The 25,469-nt window shown below is 69.1% G+C and carries 26 protein-coding genes, 1 tRNA gene and 1 pseudogene; 10 read left to right on the top strand and 18 right to left on the bottom strand.

The genetic code is table 11. The annotated features are described in order from the left end of the window. Window positions 1–15: 15 nt before the first annotated feature. The 3 genes from OIC96_RS22310 to OIC96_RS22300 all read right to left on the bottom strand — a co-directional run bounded on the left by OIC96_RS22310 (window position 16) and on the right by OIC96_RS22300 (window position 2,816). Entirely contained in the window at window positions 16–831 is an 816-nt protein-coding gene (locus tag OIC96_RS22310; protein ID WP_330306137.1) for an ABC transporter permease, read from the bottom strand. Window positions 832–905: 74 nt separating this feature from the next. Next, entirely contained in the window at window positions 906–1,865 is a 960-nt protein-coding gene (locus tag OIC96_RS22305) for an ATP-binding cassette domain-containing protein (RefSeq protein WP_330306138.1), read from the bottom strand. A 336-nt stretch (window positions 1,866–2,201) separates the two neighbouring features. Beyond that, window positions 2,202–2,816, bottom strand: coding sequence for a hypothetical protein (locus tag OIC96_RS22300; RefSeq protein ID WP_330306139.1), 615 nt, complete (start codon window positions 2,814–2,816; stop codon window positions 2,202–2,204). Between the two features lie 485 nt (window positions 2,817–3,301). On the opposite strand from OIC96_RS22300, the pseudogene OIC96_RS22295 reads away from it, so the two are divergent. Then, window positions 3,302–3,559 (top strand): annotated as a pseudogene (locus OIC96_RS22295) (hypothetical protein); the annotation flags it as partial. A 15-nt stretch (window positions 3,560–3,574) separates the two neighbouring features. Here the strand turns inward: OIC96_RS22295 and OIC96_RS22290 are convergent. The 3 genes from OIC96_RS22290 to OIC96_RS22280 all read right to left on the bottom strand — a co-directional run bounded on the left by OIC96_RS22290 (window position 3,575) and on the right by OIC96_RS22280 (window position 5,722). Then, window positions 3,575–3,648, bottom strand: a tRNA-Pro gene (locus tag OIC96_RS22290). A gap of 29 nt (window positions 3,649–3,677) precedes the next feature. Next, window positions 3,678–4,478 carry a Pr6Pr family membrane protein gene (locus OIC96_RS22285; protein ID WP_330306140.1) on the bottom strand — a complete coding sequence of 267 codons (801 nt, stop codon included), beginning with the start codon at window positions 4,476–4,478 and terminating at the stop codon, window positions 3,678–3,680. 317 nt (window positions 4,479–4,795) lie between these two features. Continuing rightward, window positions 4,796–5,722, bottom strand: coding sequence for a metallophosphoesterase (locus OIC96_RS22280; RefSeq protein ID WP_330306141.1), 927 nt, complete (start codon window positions 5,720–5,722; stop codon window positions 4,796–4,798). Between the two features lie 139 nt (window positions 5,723–5,861). Between OIC96_RS22280 and OIC96_RS22275 the strand changes: the two genes are divergently transcribed. Further along, window positions 5,862–6,326, top strand: coding sequence for a GatB/YqeY domain-containing protein (locus OIC96_RS22275; protein ID WP_330306142.1), 465 nt, complete (start codon window positions 5,862–5,864; stop codon window positions 6,324–6,326). Between the two features lie 256 nt (window positions 6,327–6,582). Here the strand turns inward: OIC96_RS22275 and OIC96_RS22270 are convergent, their stop codons facing one another. The 3 genes from OIC96_RS22270 to OIC96_RS22260 all read right to left on the bottom strand — a co-directional run bounded on the left by OIC96_RS22270 (window position 6,583) and on the right by OIC96_RS22260 (window position 9,944). Continuing rightward, window positions 6,583–6,822, bottom strand: a complete 240-nt coding sequence (locus OIC96_RS22270) for a LuxR C-terminal-related transcriptional regulator (RefSeq protein WP_330310219.1) — start codon at window positions 6,820–6,822, stop codon at window positions 6,583–6,585. 203 nt (window positions 6,823–7,025) lie between these two features. Beyond that, on the bottom strand, window positions 7,026–7,526 hold the full coding sequence (locus tag OIC96_RS22265; RefSeq protein WP_330306143.1) for a hypothetical protein: 501 nt from the start codon (window positions 7,524–7,526) through the stop codon (window positions 7,026–7,028). Between the two features lie 147 nt (window positions 7,527–7,673). Continuing rightward, window positions 7,674–9,944: a transglycosylase domain-containing protein gene (locus OIC96_RS22260; RefSeq protein WP_330306144.1), complete on the bottom strand. Its 2,271-nt coding sequence runs from the start codon at window positions 9,942–9,944 to the stop codon at window positions 7,674–7,676. Between the two features lie 420 nt (window positions 9,945–10,364). Here OIC96_RS22260 and wblA point away from each other — a divergent pair, with 420 nt between their 5' ends. Then, window positions 10,365–10,703 carry a transcriptional regulator WblA gene (wblA, locus tag OIC96_RS22255; protein ID WP_028799159.1) on the top strand — a complete coding sequence of 113 codons (339 nt, stop codon included), beginning with the start codon at window positions 10,365–10,367 and terminating at the stop codon, window positions 10,701–10,703. A gap of 39 nt (window positions 10,704–10,742) precedes the next feature. On the opposite strand, the gene OIC96_RS22250 is transcribed toward wblA, so the two are convergent. Together OIC96_RS22250 and OIC96_RS22245 are read right to left on the bottom strand one after the other, a co-directional pair. Then, window positions 10,743–12,098 carry an ArsA family ATPase gene (locus tag OIC96_RS22250; RefSeq protein WP_330306145.1) on the bottom strand — a complete coding sequence of 452 codons (1,356 nt, stop codon included), beginning with the start codon at window positions 12,096–12,098 and terminating at the stop codon, window positions 10,743–10,745. After that, window positions 12,095–13,072: an ArsA family ATPase gene (locus OIC96_RS22245; protein ID WP_330306146.1), complete on the bottom strand. Its 978-nt coding sequence runs from the start codon at window positions 13,070–13,072 to the stop codon at window positions 12,095–12,097. Before OIC96_RS22245 ends, OIC96_RS22250 begins: the two co-directional genes overlap by 4 nt. Before the next feature lie 118 nt (window positions 13,073–13,190). Between OIC96_RS22245 and OIC96_RS22240 the strand changes: the two genes are divergently transcribed. The 4 genes from OIC96_RS22240 (at window position 13,191) to OIC96_RS22225 (ending at window position 15,824) form a co-directional block, all read left to right on the top strand. Beyond that, window positions 13,191–13,352 carry a DUF4177 domain-containing protein gene (locus OIC96_RS22240; RefSeq protein WP_143608830.1) on the top strand — a complete coding sequence of 54 codons (162 nt, stop codon included), beginning with the start codon at window positions 13,191–13,193 and terminating at the stop codon, window positions 13,350–13,352. Further along, complete coding sequence (locus OIC96_RS22235; protein ID WP_327430439.1) at window positions 13,349–13,819, top strand: RidA family protein; 471 nt, start codon at window positions 13,349–13,351, stop codon at window positions 13,817–13,819. The genes OIC96_RS22240 and OIC96_RS22235 overlap by 4 nt, the downstream gene beginning before the upstream one ends. A gap of 308 nt (window positions 13,820–14,127) precedes the next feature. Further along, a complete protein-coding gene (locus tag OIC96_RS22230; RefSeq protein ID WP_330306147.1) occupies window positions 14,128–14,997 on the top strand; it encodes an NUDIX hydrolase in 870 nt (289 codons plus the stop codon). After that, window positions 14,994–15,824, top strand: a complete 831-nt coding sequence (locus OIC96_RS22225; RefSeq protein WP_330306148.1) for an MBL fold metallo-hydrolase — start codon at window positions 14,994–14,996, stop codon at window positions 15,822–15,824. Before OIC96_RS22230 ends, OIC96_RS22225 begins: the two co-directional genes overlap by 4 nt. 42 nt (window positions 15,825–15,866) lie before the next feature. Here OIC96_RS22225 and OIC96_RS22220 read toward each other — a convergent pair whose 3' ends face one another. The 3 genes from OIC96_RS22220 to OIC96_RS22210 form a co-directional block, all read right to left on the bottom strand. Further along, window positions 15,867–16,673 (bottom strand): nucleotidyltransferase domain-containing protein, encoded by an 807-nt coding sequence (locus tag OIC96_RS22220; RefSeq protein WP_330306149.1) that lies wholly within the window; start codon window positions 16,671–16,673, stop codon window positions 15,867–15,869. A gap of 86 nt (window positions 16,674–16,759) precedes the next feature. Further along, a complete protein-coding gene (locus OIC96_RS22215; RefSeq protein ID WP_330306150.1) occupies window positions 16,760–17,845 on the bottom strand; it encodes an outer membrane protein assembly factor BamB family protein in 1,086 nt (361 codons plus the stop codon). Between the two features lie 106 nt (window positions 17,846–17,951). Then, window positions 17,952–18,626, bottom strand: coding sequence for a Crp/Fnr family transcriptional regulator (locus tag OIC96_RS22210; protein ID WP_006382668.1), 675 nt, complete (start codon window positions 18,624–18,626; stop codon window positions 17,952–17,954). Between the two features lie 372 nt (window positions 18,627–18,998). Between OIC96_RS22210 and nth the strand changes: the two genes are divergently transcribed. From nth to OIC96_RS22195, 3 genes are all read left to right on the top strand, one after another. Then, the gene (nth, locus tag OIC96_RS22205) at window positions 18,999–20,030 is read left to right on the top strand and encodes an endonuclease III (protein ID WP_330306151.1); all 1,032 of its coding nucleotides are present in this window, start codon (window positions 18,999–19,001) and stop codon (window positions 20,028–20,030) included. Between the two features lie 148 nt (window positions 20,031–20,178). Further along, window positions 20,179–20,841: an NUDIX hydrolase gene (locus OIC96_RS22200; RefSeq protein WP_406502274.1), complete on the top strand. Its 663-nt coding sequence runs from the start codon at window positions 20,179–20,181 to the stop codon at window positions 20,839–20,841. Window positions 20,842–20,854: 13 nt separating this feature from the next. Further along, the gene (locus OIC96_RS22195; protein WP_330306153.1) at window positions 20,855–22,054 is read left to right on the top strand and encodes a MarP family serine protease; all 1,200 of its coding nucleotides are present in this window, start codon (window positions 20,855–20,857) and stop codon (window positions 22,052–22,054) included. 28 nt (window positions 22,055–22,082) lie between these two features. On the opposite strand, the gene OIC96_RS22190 is transcribed toward OIC96_RS22195, so the two are convergent. The 4 genes from OIC96_RS22190 to nhaA form a co-directional block, all read right to left on the bottom strand. Continuing rightward, window positions 22,083–22,262 carry a hypothetical protein gene (locus OIC96_RS22190; protein ID WP_327430447.1) on the bottom strand — a complete coding sequence of 60 codons (180 nt, stop codon included), beginning with the start codon at window positions 22,260–22,262 and terminating at the stop codon, window positions 22,083–22,085. Window positions 22,263–22,379: 117 nt separating this feature from the next. Then, window positions 22,380–23,318, bottom strand: a complete 939-nt coding sequence (locus OIC96_RS22185; RefSeq protein ID WP_330306154.1) for an alpha/beta fold hydrolase — start codon at window positions 23,316–23,318, stop codon at window positions 22,380–22,382. Further along, window positions 23,315–23,791: a phage holin family protein gene (locus OIC96_RS22180; protein ID WP_327430449.1), complete on the bottom strand. Its 477-nt coding sequence runs from the start codon at window positions 23,789–23,791 to the stop codon at window positions 23,315–23,317. Before OIC96_RS22180 ends, OIC96_RS22185 begins: the two co-directional genes overlap by 4 nt. Before the next feature lie 65 nt (window positions 23,792–23,856). Next, entirely contained in the window at window positions 23,857–25,287 is a 1,431-nt protein-coding gene (gene nhaA / locus OIC96_RS22175; protein ID WP_406501864.1) for a Na+/H+ antiporter NhaA, read from the bottom strand. Window positions 25,288–25,469: the final 182 nt, after the last annotated feature.

The raw sequence follows: 25,469 nt of genomic DNA, 5'->3' as shown, positions 1-25,469 counted from the left end.
CCTGTCACCGGAGGATCAGCCGGCGTTCTTGCGGTAGGCGCGCATGGCCAGCGGGAAGAAGACGACGATCACGCCGGCCATCCAGGCGAGAGTGCCGGCCAGGGAACCGGCGACCGGGCCGCCGTTGAGCAGGCCGCGGACCGTGTCGGCCACCAGGGAGACGGGGTTGACGTCGGACCAGGCCTGGAGCCAGCCGGCCATGCCGTCCCTGGGGATGAAGACGTTGCTGGCGAAGGTGAGCGGCAGGATCAGGATGGTCATCAGGCCCTGCACGGAGGCGGGGTTCTTGATCAGCATGCCGAGGTACACCGAGATCCAGGAGAAGCTGAGGGCGAAGCCGACGAGCAGGGCGAGCGCGGCGAGCGCGGCGAGCGGGCCGGTCTCGACGCGGTAGCCCATGACCAGGGCGAGGACGACCAGGGTGCCCAGACAGACGACATAGCGGACGATGTCGGCGAGGACGGCGCCGATCAGGGGGCTGGAGCGGGCAATCGGCATGCTGCGGAACCGGTCGAAGATCCCGGTACTGGCGTCCGCGGAGAGCGAGGCGCCGATGCCGATGCTGGCCTGGAAGACGGCCATGACCATGACGCCGGGGGTGACGAGCCGCAGATAGCCGTCGGTGTCGCCACCGGACATGGCGTCCCCGAAGAGGTAGATGAACATCAGCAGGCTGATGATCGGGGTGAGGATCACATCGACCAGCTGCATCGGCGACTTCATGAACTTGGTGACGCCGCGCCCGGCGAGAGCGAGGCTGTGCTGCGCGGTCTGCGCGAGGCCGATACGGCCGGAGAGCTCGGCGTGGGCGCTGAGGGGCTGGGTGCTCATGACGGGGGTCCTCTCGGATCTAGGGAGAAGCCTTCGCGGACTTCGCGGACTTCGCGGAACGGGGGAGCAGGGGCTCAGACAGCGACGGGCTGCTCGTCGGTCGTGGCGGGCGCGTGTCCGGTCAGGGCGAGGAAGACCTCGTCCAGGCTGGGCAGCCGCAGGCCGAGTTCATCGGCGGTGATGCCGGCGCCGTCCAGGCGGCGGGCGACCGCGGCGACGATCAGCGGGTCGTCGGCCGGGACGGTCAGCACGCCGGAGTCCTGAGCGGGCGAGTGGCCGGACAACTCGGCGAGCACCTGCGTGACCCGCGGCACATCGGCGGCCACGGTGGGCCGGACCTGGAGGATCTGGCCGCCGACGCGGCGCTTGAGCTCACCGGGCCGGCCTTCGGCGACCTTGCGGCCCTTGTCGAAGACGGTGATGGAATCGGCGAACTGGTCGGCCTCCTCCAGGTACTGGGTGGTGAGCAGCACCGTGGAGCCGTCGGCGACCAACTGCCGTACGACATCCCAGACTTCCTGCCGGGCGTGCGGGTCCAGGCCGGTGGTGGGCTCGTCCAGGAAGAGCACCTGGGGCCGGCCGACCAGGGAGGCGGCCAGGTCCAGACGCCGTCGCATACCGCCGGAGAAGGTGGCGATCGGCTTGCGGGCCGCCTCGGAGAGAGAGAAGTTCTCCAGGAGCTCGGCGGCCCGCGCCTTCGCATCGCGCCGGGACAGGCCGAGCAGCCGCCCGATGAGCACCAGGTTCTCGGCGCCGGACAGGGTCTCGTCCACGGAGGCGTACTGACCGGTCAGCCCGATCAGCTGCCGGACCTTGACCGGGTCCTTGACGATGTCGTGGCCGCCGATGGTGGCGTGTCCGCCGTCGGGGCGCATCAGCGTGGCCAGGATGCGCACGGTGGTGGTCTTGCCGGCGCCGTTGGGGCCCAGGACGCCGACGACCTTGCCGGCCGGGACCTCCAGGTCGACGCCGTCCAGGGCGGTGAAGTCGCCGTACTTCTTGACCAGTCCCTCGGCCCGGATCGCGTACGCCATGTTCAACAACTCCTCGTCAGGTCCTCGTCGTTCTCGATGACCATGACGATGCCGGGCCCTGCTGACAGTCCATGGCCAGCCCGCTGACAGCGGCCGCCGACAGCTGTCAGGCGATATCAGAGGACTCCACGAACAGACCCGGCACACGCTCTCTCAGGAGCGTGGGCCGGGCCGAATGAGCCGGTGGTTGATCGAGGGGGGCCGAGGGGGCCGAGAGGGGGGGGCAAACGATCACCAGAGACACAGGAAGGGCGGCCGTGTGTCGTCGTTGTCACGCAGTTAGACACTCACCGGGGACAGGTCCATGCTCGCCCAGGCCTGGCTCTCGGTGCACCGCTAAGCGGGTCTTCCATTCCAGTCGTCCAGGTGGTCACGCGCTACGTCAAGGAACCCTGCGATCGCATTTGAAACAGCTCCGATGGAGGCTGCTACCTCGCGGTATCGGATCAGGGGGCCTTCCGTAATGATCGTGAGATCGTCGCTGTCTACTGACATGAAGGGGCTGCTTTGGACCAGTCCGACGTAGCTCTCCAGGTCACCCAGCGCGTTCCCGCACTTCTCAAGCACTGCATGCGCTTCTTCGGCGACGACCTTTGGGCCGGCGAGTCGTACGCGGATCGCGGCATCGCCCATCGGGTCGAGTTGAGCGAGCAGGTCCTGTAGGGATGGGATGGCACCGCGACGCTCGTCTTCTCCGATGCTTTGGCTGTACGCCCCGACTGAGTTTGCGGCGTCTTGAATCTGACTTACCGCCAGACGCGCCGCCTTGGCAAACTCCTGATACGAGTCCATCCGTGTCTGCCGAACGGACATGCCGTAGGCATCGGCTCCTGATTTCGCGACAGCACCCACGGATCCTCGGCTGGAGGAACGGGCGGCGGCGACGGTGGCCACCCCTCCCACCAGAGCGCCAGCCACGCCGGCAATGGCGGCGATGAAGGCTGTGTCCATGCCCTCAGAAGCAAGTTGAATGGCTATCACAGGTCTGGCTCCAGTGCCCTGAGGTGCTCCTATGTGTGCGGATCGCACGGTACAGCCGCATGCCATCCCCTGTAGAGGGCGTGATCTCGCCACCCAGGCGCAGAGAGTGACACGTTCTGATCCGTAGCTCTAACAAGACCAGGCATTAACGGTCATACAGGTTGCCCGGAGCGGCTGACGGACACCGCTGGGCGTAGCCGGGTGCTGTGGTTGCTGTACTTCGTTGCTGTATCGCGCCGACTCGCCCCGGGCCGCTGCCGCGCTTCCAGCAGCGATCCTCAAGGCCGCAGGGTTTCACCCTGTGGATCAAAACAGACCAATCCGTGGCTCCGGGCCAGTTGGGCAGCGTATTCCGAGACTTCCTCGGCCTGGCTATAGGACATCAGTAGGTACACCATCGGTCCGGACGCCTCGGCGATCAACGGTGGGGACGCCCAGGGACTCCTGTAGCCGTGCTCCGGCACAGCTTCGTGTCTCTGCTCTCCGACCGTGGCGTTCCGCTGGAAGAGATCTCCCGACTCGTCGGGCACTCCGGCACGGGCGTGACCGAGGAGGTGTACCGGAAACAGATCCGGCCCATGATCCAGACCGGCGCCGTGGTCATGGACGGCATCTTCAAGCGGCATCTTCAAGCGGGATCCGGAGCGCTAGTCACGCAGATAGACACGCAGCAACGCCAGAAGGCCCTTACCGAATCGGTAAGGGCCCTCTGAACTGCTATTTAGCTGTCGGGGTGGCGGGATTTGAACCCACGACCTCTTCGTCCCGAACGAAGCGCGCTGCCAAGCTGCGCTACACCCCGATCGTCGCTGCTTGTCGCGGCGACGTCGTTTACTTTAGCCCACTGGTGGCCGGAGACGAAATCCGGTTTTCGGGGCGTCGGACGCGGTGGTGGACCGGGTCGGGGCGGACGTGGTCGAGGGCGACGGTGAGGAGGGCGAGGGCATAGAAGGCGACGCCGAGGATCGCCGTGTTGCCGAGGACGCCGACGTAGCCGTGCTGGTCGACGTCCACGAAGGGGTAGAGATAGCGCGTCGGGGTGCCGGGGGACATCATCGCGCCGCGGGCCAGGGAAAAGCCCAGGTAGGCGAGGGGGTAGAGGAGCCAGGTGGCGGCGTTTCGGACGGCCAGCGGGGTCGGGCGGGTCAGCAGGAGCCAGTCGGCCAGCACCGCGATCGGCGTCGCCGTGTGCAGGAGCTGGTTGGCCACCGCGTGCCAGCCCGTGAGGGTGTCGATCTCCCCGGTCATCGAGAAGCCGCTGGACTGGTTCGCCAGGATCAGGTGGTAGACGAGGCCCGTGATCGAGATGTAGAGCAGTGTGCCGCCGGTCACTGCGCCGGGCAGCGGACGGCGGGCCGTCCACGCACGCCAGGCCGAGGCGGCGAAGACCACCGCCACGAGCACGTTGCTCTGGATCGTGAAGTAGCTGAGGACGTGGAGCGGGCTGCCCAGGATCAGGTCGATGGCCACGCCCGTCGCCGCCGCGAGGGCTACGAGCAGTCGGAAAGCCGCCGCCACCGGGCGGCGTGTGGGGGCCACCACCGCCGTCGCGGGGACGACGGAGAGGGTCGGCGGGGGGATACCCGGTATCGCGGGGATGTCGGGTATGTCCTTGGGTATGGGGGCGATCATGGCCCCACGCTAAGGGGAGCGGACGAATCGGGCGATATGGGTCGCCTGGGTGGGTTACGCCCGCATGGACTGTGCGGCCCGCACGGCCCGCGCAGTTCGTGCAGCCCGCACAGTCCGTGCCGTGGGTGTCGGCGGGGCGCAGCCGTCCGTGCCGTACGGGTCAGCGGCTCACGGTCGTCCGGGTCTGTGCTCCGCGGCCCTCCGTATCAGTGGCGCGCGCCGTTCTCGGCCCGCTTCGTCAGCGGCGCCCCCCGTCGGCGTCCCGAGTCCGCCCCTGCTCTCCGGCCTCTGCTCTCCGCCCCTGCCCTCCGGCCCCCTTACCTCCGCTCCACCAACGTCAGCAGTGAAGCCTCCGGCGGGCAGGCGAACCGTACCGGCGTGTAGCGGTTCGTTCCGCAGCCCGCCGAGACGTGCATGTACGCCGTCCGGCCCTCCGCCGTATGCGTGGACAGGCCCTTCACGCGGTCCGCGTCCAGGTCGCAGTTGGTGACCAAGGCGCCGTAGAAGGGGACACAGACCTGGCCGCCGTGGGTGTGGCCGGCCAGGATCAGCGGGTAGCCGTCGGCCGTGAAGGCGTCCAGGGTGCGCAGGTACGGGGCGTGGACCACGCCCATCGAGAAGTCGGCGGACTCCGAGGGGCCACCGGCCACGCGCGCGTAGCGGTCCCTCTTGATGTGCGGGTCGTCGAGGCCGGTCAGCTCGATCTCCGCGCCCTCGACCTTCAGCGTCCCCCGCGTGTTCGTCAGGTTCAGCCAGCCCGCCGTGTCGAAGCCGTCGCGCAGGTCCTCCCACGGGTTGTGGATGGCGCCCACCACGGGTGGGTTGCCGTTCAGGCCGTGGCGGCCCTGGATCTTCTCGGTCAAGTAGCGGGCGGGGTTGCGGGGTTTGGGGCCGTAGTAGTCGTTCGAACCGAAGACGTACGCCCCCGGGAACTCCATCAGGGGGCCCAGCGCGTCCAGGACCTCGGGCACGCCCTCGGGGTCGGAGAGGTTGTCCCCGGTGTTGATCACGAAGTCGGGGCGCAGACCGGCCAGGGAGCGCAGCCAGCGCTGCTTCTTGCGCTGACCGCCCACCATGTGGATGTCGGAGACCTGAAGGACGCGCAGTGGTCGCATCCCCGGTGGCAGGACCGGGACCGTCACCCTCCGGAGGCGGAAGGAGCGGGCCTCGAAACCCGCCGCGTACAACAGACCGGCGGCGCCCACCGCCGTGATTCCCAGGGGTACTCCGTATCGCGCGCGCATACGTCCATCGTGTCAGACCCCGGCGAGCCCGCTTGCCCGCCTGTGGACAACCCCGCACTCCCGCCCCCCGCGAGGGCACAGGGAGCGCGCCCCGAAATCAACAGGCAACCGGCTGACCACACCTGCGACAATCAGCGACATGACCACGCTCAAGTCGAAGCTTCAGGAAGACCTCAACGCCGCGATCAAGGGGCGCGACGAGCTCCGCTCCTCGACGCTCCGGCTGACCCTCACCGCCATCACCAAGGAGGAGGTCGCGGGCAAGACCAAGCGCGAACTCTCCGACGACGAAGTGCAGAAGGTGATCACCCGCGAGGCGAAGAAGCGCCGCGAGGCCGCGGACGCCTTCGCGGCGGGCGGGCGTCCCGAGTCGGCCGAGCGGGAGAAGGCGGAGGGCGAGGTCCTCGCCGCGTACCTGCCCAAGCAGCTGTCCGACGACGAGCTTCAGCAGATCGTCGCCCAGGCCGTCGAGGAGGCGAAGGCGGCTGGTGCCGAGGGGCCGCGCGCCATGGGGCAGGTCATGAAGATCGTGAACCCGAAGGTGGCCGGCCTGGCCGAGGGCGGCCGCGTCGCCGCCGTGGTGAAGAAGCTGCTCGCCGGCTGAGTCGGCGCCAGAAGGTTCTCGTGGGCCAGGAGTTCGTCCTGGCCCACGATTCCGATATTCCGACGCGTCGCCTCAGATGCTGTCGTCGGCCAGGCGGCCGCCCGTCAAGCGGTTGCGGCCTCAGGCGGCCGTGCGCCCCGCGTGCAACCGAGGCACAGGTCAGGTGAACGAGGCCCCGGCGGTCACCCAGGTGCCTCTGTCGGTCTGTGTCGGCCTGCGTCAGCCTGTGTCGGTCCGTATCGGTCCGTGCGGGTCGTCAGTGATCGGTGTCGGCGCTCCCGAGGAGTCCGAGTTCCTGGGCGCGTGCCCCCAGGGCCACCCGCCCGTTGGCTTCGAGCAGTTCCATGAGTCGCTGCACCTTGCGTTGCACCGTGCGGTGTCCGACCCCCAAGTGCCGGGCAATCGACGCGTCGTTCAGCCCCTCGTACAACAGATTCAGGATCTTTTGGTCGTTGGGATGGATTCCTGGATTGGTGGTGTCACATTCCGGCGTCACGGTCAAAGTCGCCTCCCCCATGAAGCAGCCCGATCACTGCCTTTCGGGATGCCAGTCTAGGAAGCGCCTGTGAGTCCGGACAGCAGAATAAATCTCACCAATGACTGTTAACGGGGCGAGCGGGGTGACGCAATTACGCCAGCCCCGCTCGCGTTCAGGCCATTTGTACTTTCAGGCCATGCGTACGTGGAGTACGGGCACGCTCAGTACCAAGGCGTGCACGATTCGTTGCCCGAGGGATCCTCCGCACAGGCCCGCATTTCGTAACCCGAAGGGTTGTAGTACATCGGCGTGCGTGTGTAGTAGTAGTTCGTTCCGCCAGGGACCTTCGAGGTCCAGCCCGAGGCCCCGCCCTTCTTCTCGCCCAGACGCCAGTAACAGGTCGAGTGGCTCTTGGTACAGCGCTGGACGTAGACCGTCCACTTCTGCTCGTCCGAGCCGCTGATGTACCAGAGACGGCCCCAGCTGTACTGGTCTCCGTCCGTCTTTCCCCAGCGCATTTCATACTCGAATGAGCCGCCGAGGTCGTACGGGCCGTAGGGGCTGACCGGTCCGGTCTGCCAGGTCTGGACGTTCGGGTCATGGCCGTCGCAGCCGAAGTTGTCGCAGGAGGCGGCCTGTGCCGAAGTGGGCACGGCCAGGGCCAGGGTCAGGGAACTGAGCAGGGCTCCGAGTGTGAAACCGAGTCGGGATCTGAGTTTCATGTCCCCTCCATCTGAGACGGCAACAGCAAGGGCACCCTCAAGGCGGGGCCGGACGTGAATATGTCACGCCCTCCGCCGAGAAGGTGCCCTTACGGTGAAGCTGACGTAATTACGCCGGACGCTTCAATCGCAGCTCAAGGGGTACGGTCAGCCGCGCTGCCCGCCGTTTCCGTTTCCCTGAATCAATCCCTCGGGAATGGAGAAGGAAGGCGTGGGGATCACTACACCGCCGTCGGTCTGGCCGCTGATGGTGGTCCCGTTGGTGCTGTTCCCGTTTCCGTTCCCGTTGCCGTTTCCATTGCCGTTGTTGTCGCCGTTGTCCCCGTCGTCGTGGCCCTTGTTCTTGTCGGCGTCGGGAATGTCGACCAGGTTGAAGGAGGGGGCCTCCTTGCCCGTGAGGGCGCCGGTCATCAAGTCCCGCCAAATGGGGCCGGGGACCTGACCGCCGTAGACCTTGTAGCGGTAGACGCCGCCGATCTTGATGTTCACCATCTTGACCTTCTGGGTGGCGCTGCCGACCCAGACCGCGCCCGACAGGTTCGGCGTGTAGCCGACGAACCAGGCGTTCTTGCGCTCGTCCGTCGTACCGGTCTTACCGGCGTTGGCGCGGTCGGTGAGACCGGCCTGCTGGCCCGTACCGGAGTCGATCACGCCGCTCAGCAGGGTGTTGATGGTGTCCGCGGTCTTCTCGGACATCGCCCGCTGGCAGGTCGACTTCGGCACTTCGAGGGACTTCTGCTTGCCGTTGATCTTCTGCGTGATCGACTCGATGGCGACCGGGGTGCAGTACATGCCGCGGGAGGCGAAGGCGGCGTACGCGGTGGCCATCGTCAGCGGGGAGATGCCCTTGGCGCCGAGGGCGATGGAGGGCACCTGGGGGAGCTTGTCGCCGTTGCCCTGGACCACGCCGAGCTTGTCGATCTGGTTCATCACCGGGCAGAGGCCGATGTCAGAGATCATCTGCACGAAGTAGGTGTTGACCGACTTCGCCATCGCCTCCTTCAGCCGGTACGGACCGACCTCGGACGCGCTCTCGTTCGGCACCTGCTCGTTGGCCTGGTTGGTCCAGGGCTTGCTGCCGCAGGTCTGTACGGGGCTGGGGTAGGGCATCTTGTTCGGCGACGAGTACTCCTTTGTCGCCGGCAGGCCCTGCTCCAGCGCGGCCGCGGCCACGAAGGGCTTGAAGGTCGAACCGGTCGGGAAGCCGTAGTTCGAGCCGCCCATGCCGTAGTTGACGGAGTAGTTGTACTCGGTCTCGTTCTTCCCGTAGCCGTAGGGCTTCGACTGGCCCATGCCGAGGATCTTCCCAGTGCCGGGCTGGACCAGGGTGGCTGCCGCCGCGACCTTGTCGGACTTGTAGACGTGGGACTTGAGCGACGCCTGGATCGACTCCTGGGACTGCGGGTCGAGCGTCGTACGGATCGTCAGGCCGCCCTGGTTCCAGATCTTCGCCCGCTCTTCCTTGGTCTTGCCGAAGACCGGGTCGGTCAGGAAGACGTTCTCCACGTACTTGCAGAAGAAGCTGGCGCCCTTGACGGCCGTGATGCAGCCGTTCTTGGGCTGGCTGACGTGCAGGCCGAGCTTCTTCTTCTTGGCCGCGTCGGCCTCCTGCTGGGAGATGTCGTGCACCTCGGCCATGCGCTGCAGCACGGTGTTGCGGCGCTTGGTGGCCTCCGCCTCGTCGTTCACCGGGTCGTACCGGCTGGGCGACTGGACGATGCCCGCGAGCAGCGCCGACTGCTGGAGGTTCAGGTTCTTGGCGGGCTTGGAGAAGTAGCGCTGGGCGGCGGCCTCGATGCCGTAGGCCTGCTCACCGAAGAACGTGATGTTCAGGTAGTTCTCGAGGATCTTCTTCTTGCCGAGCTTCTCTTCCAGCTGGATCGCGTACTTGAGCTCGCGGATCTTGCGGCCGAGGGTCTGCTGGGTGGCCTGGGCGACCTTCGTCGGGTCGTCGCCGGCCTCTTCGACGAAGTAGTTCTTCACCAGCTGCTGGGTGAGCGTGGAGGCGCCCTGGGCCACTCCGCCGTTCTGCGCGTTCTGGTTCACGGCGCGCAGGACGCCCTTCAGGTCGATCGCGCCGTGCTGGTAGAAGCGGGAGTCCTCGATCGCGACGATCGCCTTCTGCATGTACGGCGAGATGTCCTTGAGGTCGACCACCGTGCGGTCGCGCGAGTAGACCGTCGCGATCTGATCGCCCTGGCTGTCCAGGATCGTGGTCCGCTGGCTCAGCGCCGGACTCTTCAGGTTGTCGGGAATCTCGTCGAACCCCTGGACGGACCCCTTGGCCGCCAGACCGAACGCACCCACGGCGGGCAGCGCGATTCCGGCCATGACGGCACCAGCGAGCACGCTGACACCGAGGAACTTGGCGGCCTGCTGCGTTGCCGACAGACCGCCGCCCGAGCGCTTCTTTGGCATGAGGGCAGCCTACGTTCTCATTCGCCGGACACGCGTATATGCCTTGGCCTAAGCTGCTCTCAACTGTCACAGCAGTGCGGCCACGTATCAATACGTCCGGCGACCCCGAATCGTTCCGGAGGTTCCCCAACTTTTTTTGTTGAGGGCTCGTTGAGGACGTGTCCGAATCGGCCTCATGTGTCACCAGGCGTCCGTTGTGACTCAACTGAACTGTCCGGGTTTGCCGGGATCCTCACGTATGTCCTCGGCTCACTCCCCCGGGTGATCTGCCGCTTACGCATAGTCCGTTCGGGCCATTCAAGATTGGGCCCGAAGGGGGTGTTGCGCTGTGCCCACCTTCCGTAACGTCCTCAACTGGCGGCGGTGAATATGCCGCTGCCGCCGTGGGGGAGCCTCGATTCGGGAGAGGACGGCGCCGGTATGGGCTGGGTTACCGACTGGAGTGCGCAGGCGGCCTGCCGCACTACCGATCCGGATGAACTGTTCGTTCAAGGAGCAGCGCAGAACCGGGCGAAGGCAGTGTGCACCGGATGTCCGGTGCGCACGGAGTGCCTCGCCGATGCGCTCGACAACCGCGTCGAATTCGGCGTGTGGGGTGGCATGACCGAGCGGGAACGCCGCGCACTGCTGCGTCGGCGGCCGACCGTCACCTCGTGGCGTCGCCTGCTGGAGACCGCGCGCACGGAGTACGAGCGCGGCGCGGGCCTGCTGCCCCTCGACGAGGAAGAGGTGTACGAGCGCTACGCGGCGGTGGGCTGAGGGCTTTCCCCTCGGGACCGCCTGGACCACCGCGGAATCTCAGCTTTCGGGCAGCTCCGGCCGATTGGCCGCGAGCCGGTCCCCGATGTCCCGCAGCCCGGCGAGGTCATGCACGTCGCCCGGCAACGCGGCCACTTCGGCCACGGCCACCTCGGGGTGGAGCGCGGCGAAGCGGTCACGTGTGCGCTGCTCACGGGAGAGCAGCTGCATGCGCTCGGCATGCAGCCTCAACAGGCCTGCGGTGAGCTGTTCGACGGTCCGGTCGGTATCCGTGGCGGCGGGGGAGCCTTCGTCGGAACCGTCAGGAGCTGATGTCTCGGAAGCGGGAGATTCTGAACTGCCGTACGTGTCGGGAGAGTTACGAAGTCCAGCTTTCCCGCCCCCCTGATCGACAATGCGGGCCTCGTCAAGATTTTCTGCAGCCTCGGAATCAGCCGCGGAATCAGTTGCGGAGTCAGCCGCGGAATCAAGATCTTCCGCGGCGGCGAGCGCCCGCTCGGCGGACAGCTGAGCGGCACCGCTGCCGTGCACCCGGTTGAGCACCAGACCGGCGAACGGCATGTCCTCGGCGGCCAGCCGCTCCACGAAGTACGCGGCCTCGCGCAGCGCGTCCCGCTCCGGGGCCGCCACCACCAGGAACGCGGTGCCGGGCGCCTGGAGCAGTTTGTACGTGGCGTCCGCGCGCGTACGGAACCCACCGAACGTCGTGTCCATCGCGGCCACGAACGTCTGGACGTCCTTGAGGAGCTGGCCGCCCAGCAGCTTCCCCAGGGTGCCGGTCATCATCGACATCCCGACGTTCAGGAACTTCATCCCCGCGCGCCCGCCCAGCTTCGCCGGCGCCGTCAGCAGCCGGATCAGCCGTCCGTCGAGGAACGAGCCGAGCCGCTTCGGCGCGTCCAGGAAGTCGAGCGCCGAGCGGGACGGCGGAGTGTCGACGACGATCAGGTCCCACTCGTCGCGCGCCCGCAGCTGCCCCAGCTTCTCCATCGCCATGTACTCCTGCGTGCCCGCGAAGCCCGCCGAAAGCGACTGGTAGAAGGGGTTGTTCAGGATCGCGGCCGCCCGATCGCCGTCCGCGTGCGCCTCGACGATCTCGTCGAACGTGCGCTTCATGTCGAGCATCATGGCGTGCAGCTCGCCGTCCCCCTCGACGCCCTTCACACGCCTCGGGGTGTTGTCCAGCGAGTCGATACCCATCGACTGGGCGAGCCTGCGCGCCGGGTCGATGGTGAGCACGACCACCTTGCGGCCGCGCTCGGCGGCGCGCAGCCCCAGGGCCGCCGCCGTGGTCGTCTTGCCGACGCCGCCCGAGCCGCAGCACACCACGATGCGGGTCTCCGGGTCGTCGAGCAGCGGGTCGACGTCGAGTACGCGGGCCGGGTTCAGACTCATGAGATCCCTTGCGTGCGCAGTTCCGTGGCGAGCTCGTACAGGCCCGCCAGGTCCATTCCCTCGGCGAGCAGCGGGAGTTCGTGCAGCGGCAGGTCCTGCTCCGTGAGCACGGCGCGCTGCTCGCGCTCAAGGGCGTACCGCTCGGCGTACTCCTCGGCCTGCTGGAGCAGCGGCCCCACCAGCCGCTCGGCGAGTCCGCCGCGGCGGGCGCCGCCGAGTCCGGCCGCGGAGAGCGACTTGGCGATCGCGGTACGGGGAGCGGCGGCCGTGAGCTCCAGGTCGGCTTCGTCCAGGAGCGCGGGCCGCACCATGTTCACGATGATCCGGCCCACCGGCAGCTTCGCCGCCCGCAGCTCGGCGATGCCGTCCGCGGTCTCCTGGACGGGCATCTCCTCCAGCAGCGTCACCAAGTGGACCGCCGTCTCGGGGGACTTGAGGACGCGCATGACGGCCTGTGCCTGATTGTGTATCGGGCCGATCTTGGCGAGGCCCGCCACCTCGTCGTTGACGTTCAGGAAGCGCGTGATCCGCCCGGTGGGCGGCGCGTCCATGACGACGTAGTCGTACGCGAACCGCCCGCTCTTGTCCTTCCGGCGTACGGCCTCACACGCCTTCCCGGTGAGGAGTACGTCTCTGACGCCCGGCGCGACGGTGGTCGCGAAGTCGATGGCGCCGAGCTTTTTCAGGGCGCGGCCCGCGCTGCCCAGTTTGTAGAACATCTGGAGGTAGTCCAGAAGGGCCAGTTCGGGGTCGATGGCGAGGGCGTACACCTCCCCGCCCCCCGGAGCGACGGCGATCTTCCGCTCCTCGTAGGGCAGCGCTTCTGTCTCGAAGAGCTGCGCGATGCCCTGTCTGCCCTCGACCTCGACGAGGAGGACGCGCTTGCCCTCGGTCGCGAGGGCGAGCGCGAGGGCCGCGGCTACCGTGGTCTTGCCGGTACCGCCCTTGCCGCTGACGACCTGGAGCCTGCTCACGTATTCGAGCCTAACCAGTCCGCCGCCGGACTACGCAGGAGGCTGTGGACAACGTGTGCGTGAGGCGGTGGCCGACGCGGGCGGGAAGCGGTGGTCGGCAACGGCTACAGTCGGCCACATGACCAAGTGGGAATACGCAACCGTGCCGCTGCTCGTCCATGCCACGAAGCAGATTCTGGACACCTGGGGCGAGGACGGCTGGGAGCTCGTCCAGGTCGTGCCCGGGCCGAACAACCCCGAGCAGCTGGTGGCCTATCTGAAGCGGGAGAGGTCGGCATGAGCGGCGCCGTCGAAGCGAAGCTGGCGGAACTCGGGCTGAGCCTGCCGGACGTCGTGCCGCCGCTGGCCGCCTACCAGCCGGCCGTGCAGTCCGGTGTGTACGTCTACACCGCGGGCCAGCTTCCGATGGTGGACGGCAAGCTTCCGGTCACCGGCAAGGTGGGTGCCGAGGTCACGGCCGAGGAGGCCAAGGACCTGGCCCGCATCTGTGCGCTGAACGCCCTCGCCGCGGTCAAGTCGGTCGCGGGCGACCTGGACCGCGTCGCGCGCGTCGTGAAGGTCGTCGGCTTCGTCGCCTCCGCCTCGGACTTCACCGGTCAGCCGGGTGTCCTGAACGGCGCGAGTGAACTCCTGGGCGCGGTCCTCGGCGACAAGGGCGTCCACGCCCGCAGCGCGGTCGGCGTGGCGGTACTCCCGCTGGACGCCCCGGTAGAGGTCGAGATCCAGGTGGAGCTGACGGCCCCGTAGGCGAGCACGGCGGGACGCGCTCTCTTCGCCCCCGCCGCCCCTACCCGTCCCATCCCTGGGGGCTGCGCCCCCAGACCCCGCTTAAAAGATTGCGCAGTTCCCCGCGCCCCTTTTAGGGGCGCGGGGAACTGCGCGAACGGCCCCCACCGGCCCGCAGTCGAAACACAACCTCCCGGGGTCGAAGGGGCGGAGCCCCTGGGGGATGGGACGGGTAGGGGCGGCGGGGGCGCAAAACCCGGCCTCGACGTCGGCCCGGAGATCCCCTGACGCCTCTCGAACATCCGCCCGGCTCGGGATAGCCTCCGCCCATGGCGAATGGGCAGTGGTACCCACCGGAGTGGCCAGAGCGGATCCGCGCGCTCGCGGAGGGCACGCTGACCCCGGTCACCCCCAAGCGCGCGGCCACGGTCATGCTCCTGAAGGACACCCAGTCCAACCCCGTCGTGCACATGCTCCGCAGACGCGCCTCCATGGCCTTCGCCGCAGGCGCGTACGCGTATCCGGGCGGCGGCGTGGACCCGCGCGACGACGAGCACCACATCCGCTGGGCGGGCCCCACGCGCGCGTGGTGGGCGAACAGGCTGGGCGTGGACGAGACCTCCGCCCAGGCGATCGTCTGCGCGGCGGTACGGGAGACGTACGAGGAGGCGGGCGTCCTGCTCGCCGGCCCCACCCCGGACACCGTGGTCGGCGACACCACGGGCGAGGAGTGGGAAGCGGACCGCGCGGCCCTGGTCGCCCGCGAGCTCTCCTTCGCCGAGTTCCTCGACCGCAGGGGCCTGGTCCTCAGGTCGGACCTCCTGGGCGCCTGGACCCGCTGGATCACCCCCGAGTTCGAGTCCCGCCGCTACGACACGTGGTTCTTCGTAGCCGCCCTCCCGGAGGGCCAGCGCACCCGCAACGCCTCCACGGAGGCCGACCGCACGGTATGGATCCGCCCGGCGGACGCGGCAGCCTCGTACGACAAGGGCGAGCTCCTGATGATGCCGCCCACCGTCGCGACCCTGCGCCAGCTCATCCCGTACGACAGTGCCGCCGACGCCCTCGCCGCCGCACCCACCCGCGATCTGACCCCCGTCCTGGCCAAGGCCCGCATGGAGAACGGCGAGCTGATCCTCGCCTGGCCCGGACACGACGAGTTCACCAAGCACATCCCGACCGGTGGAGCCCCCGCATGACCGACGCAGCCGCCCTCCCCGGCCAGCCGAGAGGCGGAGTCCTCTCCGGCCCCGCCAGCGCGCGCGCCGTCAACGTCCTCGCCCCCAACGCCTCCGCGATGACCCTGGACGGCACCAACACCTGGATCGTCGCCGAGCCGGACTCCGAGCTCGCGGTGGTGATCGACCCGGGGCCGCTGGACGACGTACATCTGCGGAATGTCGTGGATACGGCGGAGAAGGCCGGGAAACGGGTCGCGCTGACGCTGCTGACGCACGGGCACCCGGATCACGCCGAGGGCGCGGCGCGGTTCGCCGAGCTGACCGGGACGGCGGTGCGGGCGCTGGACCCGGCGCTGCGGCTCGGGGACGAGGGGCTGGCCGTGGGGGATGTGATCACCGTGGGCGGGCTCGAACTGCGCGTCGTGCCGACGCCCGGGCACACCGCCGACTCGCTGTGCTTCCATCTCCCGGCCGACCGGGCGGTCCTGACCGGTGACACCATCCTCGGCCGCGGTACGACCGTGGTGGCCCACCCTGACGGCCGTCTGGGCGACTATCTCGACTCCCTGCGCCGGCTCCGCTCCCTGACGGTCGACGACGGCGTCCACACCGTCCTGCCCGGCCACGGGCCCGTCCTGGAGGACGCCCAGGGCGTCGTCGAGTTCTACCTCGCCCATCGAGCCCACCGACTCGCCCAGGTCGAGACGGCGGTCGAGAACGGCTACCGGTCGTCGGGCGAGGTCGTCGCGCATGTGTACGGGGATGTGGACCGTTCCCTGTGGCCCGCGGCGGAGCTGTCGGTGCTGGCGCAGATGGACTACCTGCGCGAGCACGGCCTCATCTAGGCACTGGGCGCGCCGGCGTTTTTGGGGCTCCTGGGGAGGCGCTCAAGGGCGTGGCGCCTTAACGCCGTGCACGCGCGCGTACTCCTCGGCGAGCCACGGCCCGAGGTCGTCGACGTACGAGCGCAGGACGGCGAGGTCGCCGACCGGCTCGTACCCCAGGACGGCCGCCTCCCGCATCTGCGCGGCCCGCTCCGGGTAGTACGCGCCGAACGCCTCGGCCATCTCCCTCAGGTCGCTGGTCCAGCCGTTCCAGCGGGGCATGACGAGCGTGAAGCCGGTGCGCACGAGACGGCGTGACATGAAGCGGACGAGCGGGCGCCGGGCCTCTTCGGTGTCCGCGACCCCGGCGATCCGCTCGCGCCAGCGCGGCAGCAGCAGCGCGAGGTCGCCGTTCGTCTCGCGGGCCAGGAGCGAGTCGGGGCGGTAGCGCGGCAGATACTCGGCCAGATCCTCGCCCAGGAGCGGCGTACAGAGGCAGGCGACGAACCAGCCGAGGTCGTACCTCTCCAGGTCGCTCAGCAGCTGCGCACGGCTGACCAGCAGCGTCCCGCCGCCGTCGATCTGCGCGAACTCCTTGTCGAGCGCCTCGTCCAGCGTGCGGGCGTCGGCGCGGTCCGCCTCGGTGGGCTCCTCACGCAGGACGAGGAGCAGATCGAGGTCGGAGCGCCCCACGCGCGCGGTGCCGCGCGGAATCGAGCCGTAGAGGTACGCGCTCGTCATCCGCGCGCCGAAGAGGTCCGTCAGCCGGTCACGGGCCGCGGCCACCACGGGCCGGAACTCCCGCGGGATCCGCCCGAGGGAGCCCTCGCGCGCGATGCAGCCCTGCTCGTCGAGCCCCTTGTCGTTCATGGGGCCACTGTGCACCGGCGGAGCCATGGGGTCATGTCATTTCCGGCGGACCAGTTCCTACGACATCTGCTGTGCCGTCTGCTGCTTCACTTCCAGCGGAACACGCGCACCCGATGGTTGGGGCGTGCCGCCGTGCAGATCACGGCGAGGCAGTCCTCTGAGGCGGCCAGGAGCGCCCGGTGGCTGTAGCCGGGCAGGGCGCGCTCGGCCACGACGCGGCCGTCGGCGGGATCGAGCACGGTCGCCCGGTCTCCGTAGCCGTTCAGGACCACGAGGCAGCCCCGGTGGGCCAGCGGGAAGACCGTGCGGCCGGATGTGCTGTGCCACCTCCAGAGGACGTCGCCCGTGGTGCCGGAGAACGCGCGAAGCTCGCTTCCCTCGTCCTCCTGGTCGTCATAGTGGGGCGGGACGAGTTCGACGGCGAGCGTGTCGCCGACGACCGCCGTGTGCGGCCCGAACCCCTCCTGCGACGTGGCCGGTTCGATCGTCTGTTCCGCGTCCTCGCCCATCACGTGGAGCCGGTGGGCAGCACCCTCCTCGCGGCCGACGGCGGACACGACGACGGGGCGGGCCGCCAGGACGGAGACGTCGCCCCAGTCCCCGGGGAGCGGTCGCTCCCACTGGAGGGTGCCGGTGCGCGCGTCGAGCACCCGGATCGTGGGCTCCGTGTCCGCGGCGAGGGCGGGGGCGGGGGTACGGACGGTCGCGATCCGGCCACCGCCGAGGGCCACCTCGCGCGCGTGCCCGCCGACGGATCCCAGTTCGTCGGCGCGCTGCCGGCGTGACCAGGCCACCTTGCCCGTGCCGAGGTCCAGCCCGGTGAGGCGGACATGCTCCGCGCGGCTGTCCCCGCCGTCGTGGCGCGGTATGTGCAGGACGACGCCCACCCCGTCCGGCGAGTCCCGCGAGACGTGGGCGATCACCTCGTCGCCGGGCGGCCGCCAGGTCCACAGGGGTTCACCGGCGGTCAGGCCGTACGCCTGCACCCGGTCGAAGCGGGCCAGGGCGAGGGTCCCGGCCACGGCCCAGGCGCCGAGCGGCGCGCCGGGGTCCCCCTTCTCCCGGCCGATCCTCCACAGCCGCGGCGCCGAGGCCGGCCCCCGCCGCCACCAAGGGCGCGCCGAGGTTCCGCCCCAGACCGACTCCGGCACTCTGTCCTCGTCCGTCCCCACCCCTTGGACCCCGCCCCGGTGACACGAGAAGGGCCCCACCGTACGGCAGGGCCCTTCACATGCGTTCTCAGCTGTTCAGCTGTTCAGCCATTCAGCGAGTCCGGGACTAGCGCGAGCGCTTCGCGAGGCGCTCCACGTCCAGCAGGATCACCGCGCGGGCCTCCAGGCGGAGCCAGCCGCGGCCCGCGAAGTCCGCGAGCGCCTTGTTGACCGTCTCGCGGGACGCGCCGACCAGCTGGGCCAGCTCCTCCTGCGTGAGGTCGTGCACGACGTGGATGCCCTCTTCGGACTGCACGCCGAAGCGGCGCGAGAGGTCCAGGAGCGCGCGGGCGACGCGGCCCGGGACGTCCGAGAAGACCAGGTCGGACATCTGGTCGTTGGTCTTGCGCAGGCGCCGGGCGACGGCGCGCAGCAGCGCGGCGGCCACCTCGGGCCGCGCGTTCAGCCAGGGCTGGAGGTCGCCGTGGCCGAGGCCCAGCAGCTTGACCTCGGTCAGCGCGGTGGCGGTCGCCGTGCGCGGGCCCGGGTCGAACAGCGACAGCTCGCCGATCAGCTCACCGGGGCCGAGGACAGCGAGCATGTTCTCGCGGCCGTCGGGGGAGGTGCGGTGGAGCTTCACCTTGCCCTCGGTGACCACGTAGAGGCGGTCCCCGGGGTCGCCCTCATGGAAGAGAGCGTCACCGCGTGCGAGGGTCACCTCACTCATGGAGGCGCGGAGCTCCGCGGCCTGCTCGTCATCCAGCGCCGCGAAGAGCGGGGCGCGCCGCAGAACGTCGTCCACGAGTTCTCTCCTTGTCGACCTGCTCAGGGGATGTTGCTCCCCCTTGGTACCAGGGGACCGTGTTCCCCATCTTGCCGGACGGTCCAAACAGTGTGATCAGTCACAAGTCTGCCGCACTGGCGTCCCGGGCAGTGCGGCAGGGGGCCAATTGGGGGCCGATCTCCTGGGTCCGGGGCAGATGTCAGTGTCGGGCTTTAGGCTGGCCGGGTGTCCAAATCGCCGGTGAGAGCACAGGCCAAGGGGGCTGGGCTGGTGGTTGTACGTCGCGATTCCGCTGTGGGCGAACAGGGCCCCGACGGAACCAGGAAACCGACAATAGCGACAAAGTCGACGCAGGTGAAGGCACCTGCGAAGACGCCGGTGGAGACGCCCGTGAAGACCCCGGTCAGCGCGGCGGCGAAGAACGCTGCCAAGAAGCCCGCCAAAAAGGCGACAGCCACCGCAAAGAAGGCGGCACCCGCAAAAGTGACCACCAAGAAGGCGACGGCGAAGGTCGCGAAGGCCGCCGTGAAGACCGCGGCCCCGGCGAAGGCCGCGAAGAGTGCGGCCCCCGCCAAGACCGCGAAGAGTGCGGCCCCCGCGAAGCAGGCGAAGGCCACGAAAGCTGTGCCCGCCGTCAAGCCCCCCAGAGCCGAGTCCCCCACCGCCCTCGTCCGCCGAGCCCGCCGCATCAACCGCGAGCTCGCCGAGGTGTACCCGTACGCCCACCCGGAGCTGGACTTCGAGAACCCCTTCCAGCTGATCGTCGCCACGGTCCTGTCCGCCCAGACCACCGACCTGCGGGTGAACCAGACGACGCCGGCGCTCTTCGCCAAGTACCCGACCCCCGAGGACCTGGCCGAGGCCAACCCGGAGGAGGTCGAGGAGATCCTCCGGCCGACCGGGTTCTTCCGGGCCAAGACCAGGTCGGTGATAGGGCTCTCCAAGGCGCTGAGGGACGACTTCGGGGGCGAGGTTCCCGGCCGCCTCGAAGACCTCGTCAAGCTCCCCGGTGTGGGCCGCAAGACCGCCTTCGTCGTCCTCGGCAACGCGTTCGGGCGCCCCGGAATCACCGTGGACACCCACTTCCAGCGGCTCGTCCGCCGTTGGCAGTGGACCGACGAGACCGACCCGGACAAGATCGAGGCGGCCGTCGGCGAGCTCTTCCCGAAGAGCGAGTGGACGATGCTCTCGCACCATGTGATCTTCCACGGCCGCCGTATCTGCCACGCCCGCAAGCCCGCCTGCGGCGCCTGCCCCATCGCCCCGCTCTGCCCGGCGTACGGGGAGGGCGAGACCGACCCCGAGAAGGCGAAGAAGCTCCTCAAGTACGAGAAGGGCGGCTTCCCCGGCCAGCGCCTCAAGCCCCCGCAGTCCTACCTGGACGCGGGCGGCATCCCCGCACCCCCACTGGGCGCCGGATGACGGAACGAACACGGCACCGGCAGGCGTTGGGAACAGCAGAACGGGGGTGGCGATGACGCACGCGAGCAACACGCACAGCAGGCACGACGGATACGGCACGCACGGCACGCATGACTCGCACGGCACGGATGGCTCGCAGGGCGGTTCGGTGGCACTCAGCAAGGAGGGCCTGCCCGACTGGCTGGCCCCGGTGGTGCGCGCCGCCGAGACGGTCGAACCGCTCCAGCTGAGCCGCTTCCTGCCCCCGGTGAACGGCGCGGGGCGGCAGTCCGCCGTCCTCATCCTGTTCGGCGAGGGCGACCGCGGCCCCGAGCTGCTGCTCATGGAGCGCGCGGGCTCCCTGAGATCGCACGCCGGACAGCCCTCGTTCCCCGGCGGCGCCCTCGACCCCGAGGACGGCGACCCGAAGACCGACGGACCGCTGCGGGCGGCTCTCCGCGAGGCCGAGGAGGAGACCGGCCTCGACCCGAGCGGCGTCCAGCTCTTCGCCGTGCTGCCGAAGCTGTACATCCCGGTGAGCAGCTTCGTGGTCACCCCGGTCCTGGGCTGGTGGCGCCGCCCCACCCCGGTCGGTGTCGTCGACCCCGCCGAGACGGCCCGCGTCTTCACGGTCCCCGTGGCGGATCTCACGGACCCCGCCAACCGCGCCACCACCGTGCACCCCAGCGGCCACCGAGGCCCGGCATTTCTGGTCGAATCCGCCCTGGTCTGGGGCTTCACGGCCGGCGTGATCGACAAGCTGCTGCACTACGCGGGCTGGGAGCGCCCGTGGGACCGGGAGAACCAGGTCCCGCTCGACTGGCGCGCATGACAAGGTGACCTCCGTGAATGTGCTGGACATCCTGTTGCTGGTCGCCGCCGTGTGGTTCGCGATCGTGGGCTATCGCCAGGGCTTCGTCGTCGGCATCCTGTCGGTGATCGGCTTCCTGGGCGGTGGCCTCGTCGCCGTCTACGTCCTCCCCGTCATCTGGGGCTGGGCGACCGACGACACCAAGGTGAGTACGACCGCCGCCGTCGTCGCGGTGGTCGTCGTGATCGTCTGCGCCTCCGTCGGCCAGGCCCTCACCACCCACCTCGGCAACAAGCTGCGCCGGTACATCACGTGGTCCCCGGCCCGCGCCCTGGACGCGACGGGCGGCGCCCTCGTCAACGTCGTGGCGATGCTGCTCGTCGCCTGGCTGATCGGCTCGGCCCTCGCCGGTACGACGCTGCCGACGCTCGGCAAGGAGGTCCGTAACTCCAAGGTGCTGCTCGGCGTGTCACGCGCCCTGCCCGCCCAGGCCAACACCTGGTTCGCCGACTTCTCCTCGGTCCTCGCGCAGAACGGCTTCCCGCAGGTCTTCAGCCCGTTCGCCAACGAGCCCATCACCGAGGTCCAGCCCCCCGACCCGGCCCTCGCGAACAGCGCCGTCGCCGCCCGCGCCCAGAAGTCCATCGTCAAGATCATGGGTACCGCGCAGAGTTGCGGCAAGGTTCTCGAAGGCACCGGCTTCGTCTTCGGCGACCGCCGTGTGATGACCAACGCGCACGTGGTCGGCGGAGTCGACGAGCCCACCGTCCAGATAGGCGGCGAGGGCAAGAAGTACGACGCCACGGTCGTCCTGTACGACTGGGAGCGCGACATCGCCGTACTCGACGTACCTAACCTGAACGCGCCGGCGCTGCAGTTCACCACCCAGGACGCGAGCAGCGGCAACAGTGCGATCGTCGCCGGCTTCCCGCAGAACGGGTCGTACAACGTCCAGCCCGCGCGCGTACGCGGCCGCATCACCGCCAACGGCCCGGACATCTACCACCGCAAGACGGTGCGCCGCGATGTCTACTCGCTCTACGCGACGGTGCGTCAGGGCAACTCCGGCGGCCCGCTGCTGACACCCGAAGGCAAGGTGTACGGCGTGGTCTTCGCGAAGTCGCTCGACAACGCCGACACCGGTTACGCACTCACCGCGGACGAGGTCCAGGAGGACGTCACCAAGGGGCGTACCGCGAACCAGCAGGTGGACAGCGACAGCTGCGCGCTGTAGTCCGGCGTGTGGGAGGGGCCCGGTGGGCTCAGCCGCGTGGGTGGCGCAGCCGGACCGAGACCCAGCGGGCCCGGCGGCGCAGAATGCGCGGAATCCCCACTTGGGGGTCCGTGCCCGGCAGCTGCGGGGTGCCCCTCTGATGGGAGCTCAGGCCCGAGGCCGAGCGGCGTGTGCGTGCTGCGTCACTGTAGTCGTGCGTCCAGCCCATACCCCGACGTCTGCCCCTGCCCCAAGGTCGATAACCGTGCCCCGGGCCCCCAATTGGCCTATGCGCCGGGCAATTGGCTGTTCGTAGGACAGGTGTTCTCGGACGGTCACCGAAGGGTCACCGATCGGGCTCGGGATCTTTCAGCCAGTTGACCAATTCGGTCGAAAACGCCACCGGGTCCTCCTCGTGCGGGAAGTGCCCGAGACCGTCGAACAGCCGCCAGCGGTACGGCGCTTCGACGTACTCCCCGGATCCGGCCGCGCTCCGCGTCCGCATCACCGGGTCGAGCGAGCCGTGCAGATGCAGCGTCGGGACGCGAACCGGCCGCTTCATCCGCCGGTTGAACTGGATGCCGTCCGGGCGGGCCATGGACCGCACCATCCACCGGTACGGCTCGATCGAGCAGTGCGCCGTCGACGGGATGCACATGGCGCGGCGGTACGTCTCCACGGCGTCGTCGTCCGGCAGCCGAGGCCCCGACCAGTCCCGTACCAGACGACCCACCAGGGCGCCGTCGTCCGCGACGAGTTGACGCTCCGGGATCCACGGCCGCTGGAACCCCCAGATGTAGGAGCCGGCGGCGGTCTGCTTGACGTCGGAGAGCATGGCGGAGCGCCAGCGCCGGGGATGCGGCATGGAGGACACGGCGAGCCGGCGGACGAGCTTGGGCCGCATGACGGCCGCCGTCCACGCCAGATAGCCGCCCAGGTCGTGTCCGACCAGCGCGGCGTCGGGCTCGCCGAGGGACCGTACGACCCCGGTGATGTCGAGCGCGAGGTTGGCGGGGTCGTAACCGCGCGGGGTGCGGTCGCTGCCGCCGACCCCGCGCAGGTCCATGGCCACGGCTCGGAACCCGGCGTCGGCGAGTGCCACCAGCTGGTGCCGCCACGTCCACCAGAACTGCGGGAAGCCGTGCAGCAGCAGGACGAGCGGCCCGTCCCCCATCTCGGCGATGTGGAAGCGCGCGCCGTTGGCGGCGACATCGCGATGCGTCCAGGGACCGTCGAGTCGTACGGCCGAGGTGGGTTGCGCCGAAGGTGTGGCGGGGTCCGTCATGAGGACGAGCGTGCCACAGCCTTGACGGTGTCCTCGACCCGTTCCGGGCGGGGATGCGGCTTGACGTTCTGCAGGACGCCCGCCGTCTCCTTCATCGAGGCGGCGACCTTCTGCGGGCCCTGGCTCTTCTTGGCCTTCTTCGCGAAGATCACGCCGATCAGCGCGAGGACGACGGCGACCAGCACATTCGCCGCGAACGACAGCACGAAGCAGATCGCGAGGTTCCAGTCGCTCCAGGTCCGGATGCCGTACGCCAAGGCGAAGTTCAGCATCGGCAGGGAGAAGAGCAGGACCGCGCCGGCCGCCGCGAACGCCCCGCCGCCGACCGCACCGCGCTTGACGTCCTGCTTGAGCTGGGCCTTCGCCAGCGCGATCTCGTCGTGCACCAGTGCGGACATCTCGGTCGTCGCCGAGGCGAACAGCTGGCCGATGCTGCGTTCGGCGCCGACCGGGCTGCCGTCGGGTGCGCTCATCGCGATCTCCCTCATCTGCTTCTGTTTGTACCGTCTGGTGCTTCTGTTTGTACCGTCTGGTCAGATCATGCCGGACCGTCGTTCCCCTCGCTTGCCCCGCCCGCCACTTCGGCAAGCCTGCGGTGCTCGGCGGCCTTCCGCTCGTATATCTCCGCCATCCGCAGGTGGTACGCCGGGTTCTCCTGCTCGTAGATATCGGGGATGCCGTCGAGGTCCTCGTCGCGCTCCTCCGCCTCGCAGAGCGCGCGGTACTTGGCGTTGCGTATCTTCAGCAGCGCCGTGGCGAGCACGGCGGCGATGAACGAGCCGATGAGGACGGCGGCCTTGCCCTCGTCGGTGAGCACCGGGTCGCCGCTGAAGGCCAGCTCGTCGATGAGCAGCGACACGGTGAAGCCGATCCCGGCGAGGGTGGCGACGGCGAAGACGTCCGGCCAGGCCAGGTCCTCACTGAGCGAGGCCCTGGTGAACCGGGCCGCGAGCCAGGTCCCGCCGAAGATCCCGACCGCCTTGCCGACCACGAGCCCGAGCACGACACCGAGGGTCTCGGGCCGCGTGAACACATCTCCCAGTGCCCCGCCGGAGATCGCGACCCCCGCGCTGAACAGGGCGAACAGCGGCACGGCAAGCCCGGCAGACAGCGGCCGCACAAGATGCTCGATGTGCTCGCCGGGGGAGTGCTCCTCACCCTCGTGCCGGTGGCAGCGCAGCATCAGGCCCATCGCCACACCGGCGATGGTCGCGTGGATGCCGCTGTTGTACATCAGCCCCCAGATGACCAGGGCAAGCGGAACGTACACGTACCACCCGCGTACGCCCTTGCGCAGCAGCAGCCAGAAGACGGCGAGTCCGACGACGGCTCCACCGAGGGCGGCGAAGTTGATGGTCTCGGTGAAGAAGACCGCGATGATCAGAATCGCGAACAGGTCGTCGACGACGGCGAGCGTCAGCAGGAAGGCGCGCAGGGCGGACGGCAGCGACGTCCCGATGACGGCGAGCACGGCGAGCGCGAAGGCGATGTCGGTGGCGGTGGGCACGGCCCACCCGTCGAGCGATCCTCCGCCGGCGACATTGACGAGCACGTACACGAGCGCGGGAACAGCCATCCCGCACACCGCCGCGACCACCGGCAGCACCGCGGCCTTCGGATCCTTCAGATCCCCCGCGACCAGCTCGCGCTTGAGCTCGATCCCCGCGACGAAGAAGAACACGGCGAGCAGCCCGTCGGCCGCCCAGTGCTCGATGGAGAGATCGAGCCCGAGGGCGGCGGGCCCGATGTGGAAGTTGCTGACGGTCTCGTAACTGTCCCGCAGCGGGGTGTTCGCCCAGATCAGCGCGGCAACCGCGGCGACCAGCAGCAGCACGCCACCCACGGTCTCGGTACGCAGCGCGTCCGCGACGAAGTTCCGCTCGGGCAGCGACAGCCGCCCGAGGAACCTACGGGTGGGAGTACGGGTGCGGGGCGCGGCCACGGCGGGGACCTCCGGTCGGGTGGGCATAACTGAGCACTCGCCGACCAGACTTCCCGGCACACCATGAACGATCTTGTCGCGCTATTGACGCTTTCCTTAGCTTACCTAATATGCGGCCGGGTCTATGCGGCGATCTTCACATTAGGCACAAAAGGGACCATTGGCGCGCTTCGGGGGTGGGGGTGAGGTGGGGTGGTTCGTTTGGGTGC

The organism is Streptomyces sp. NBC_00775, from assembly GCF_036347135.1.
GTDB lineage: Bacteria > Actinomycetota > Actinomycetes > Streptomycetales > Streptomycetaceae > Streptomyces > Streptomyces lutosisoli.
The sequence above is the reverse complement of the archived record's forward strand: the minus strand, read 5'-3'. Positions and strand labels throughout refer to the sequence as shown.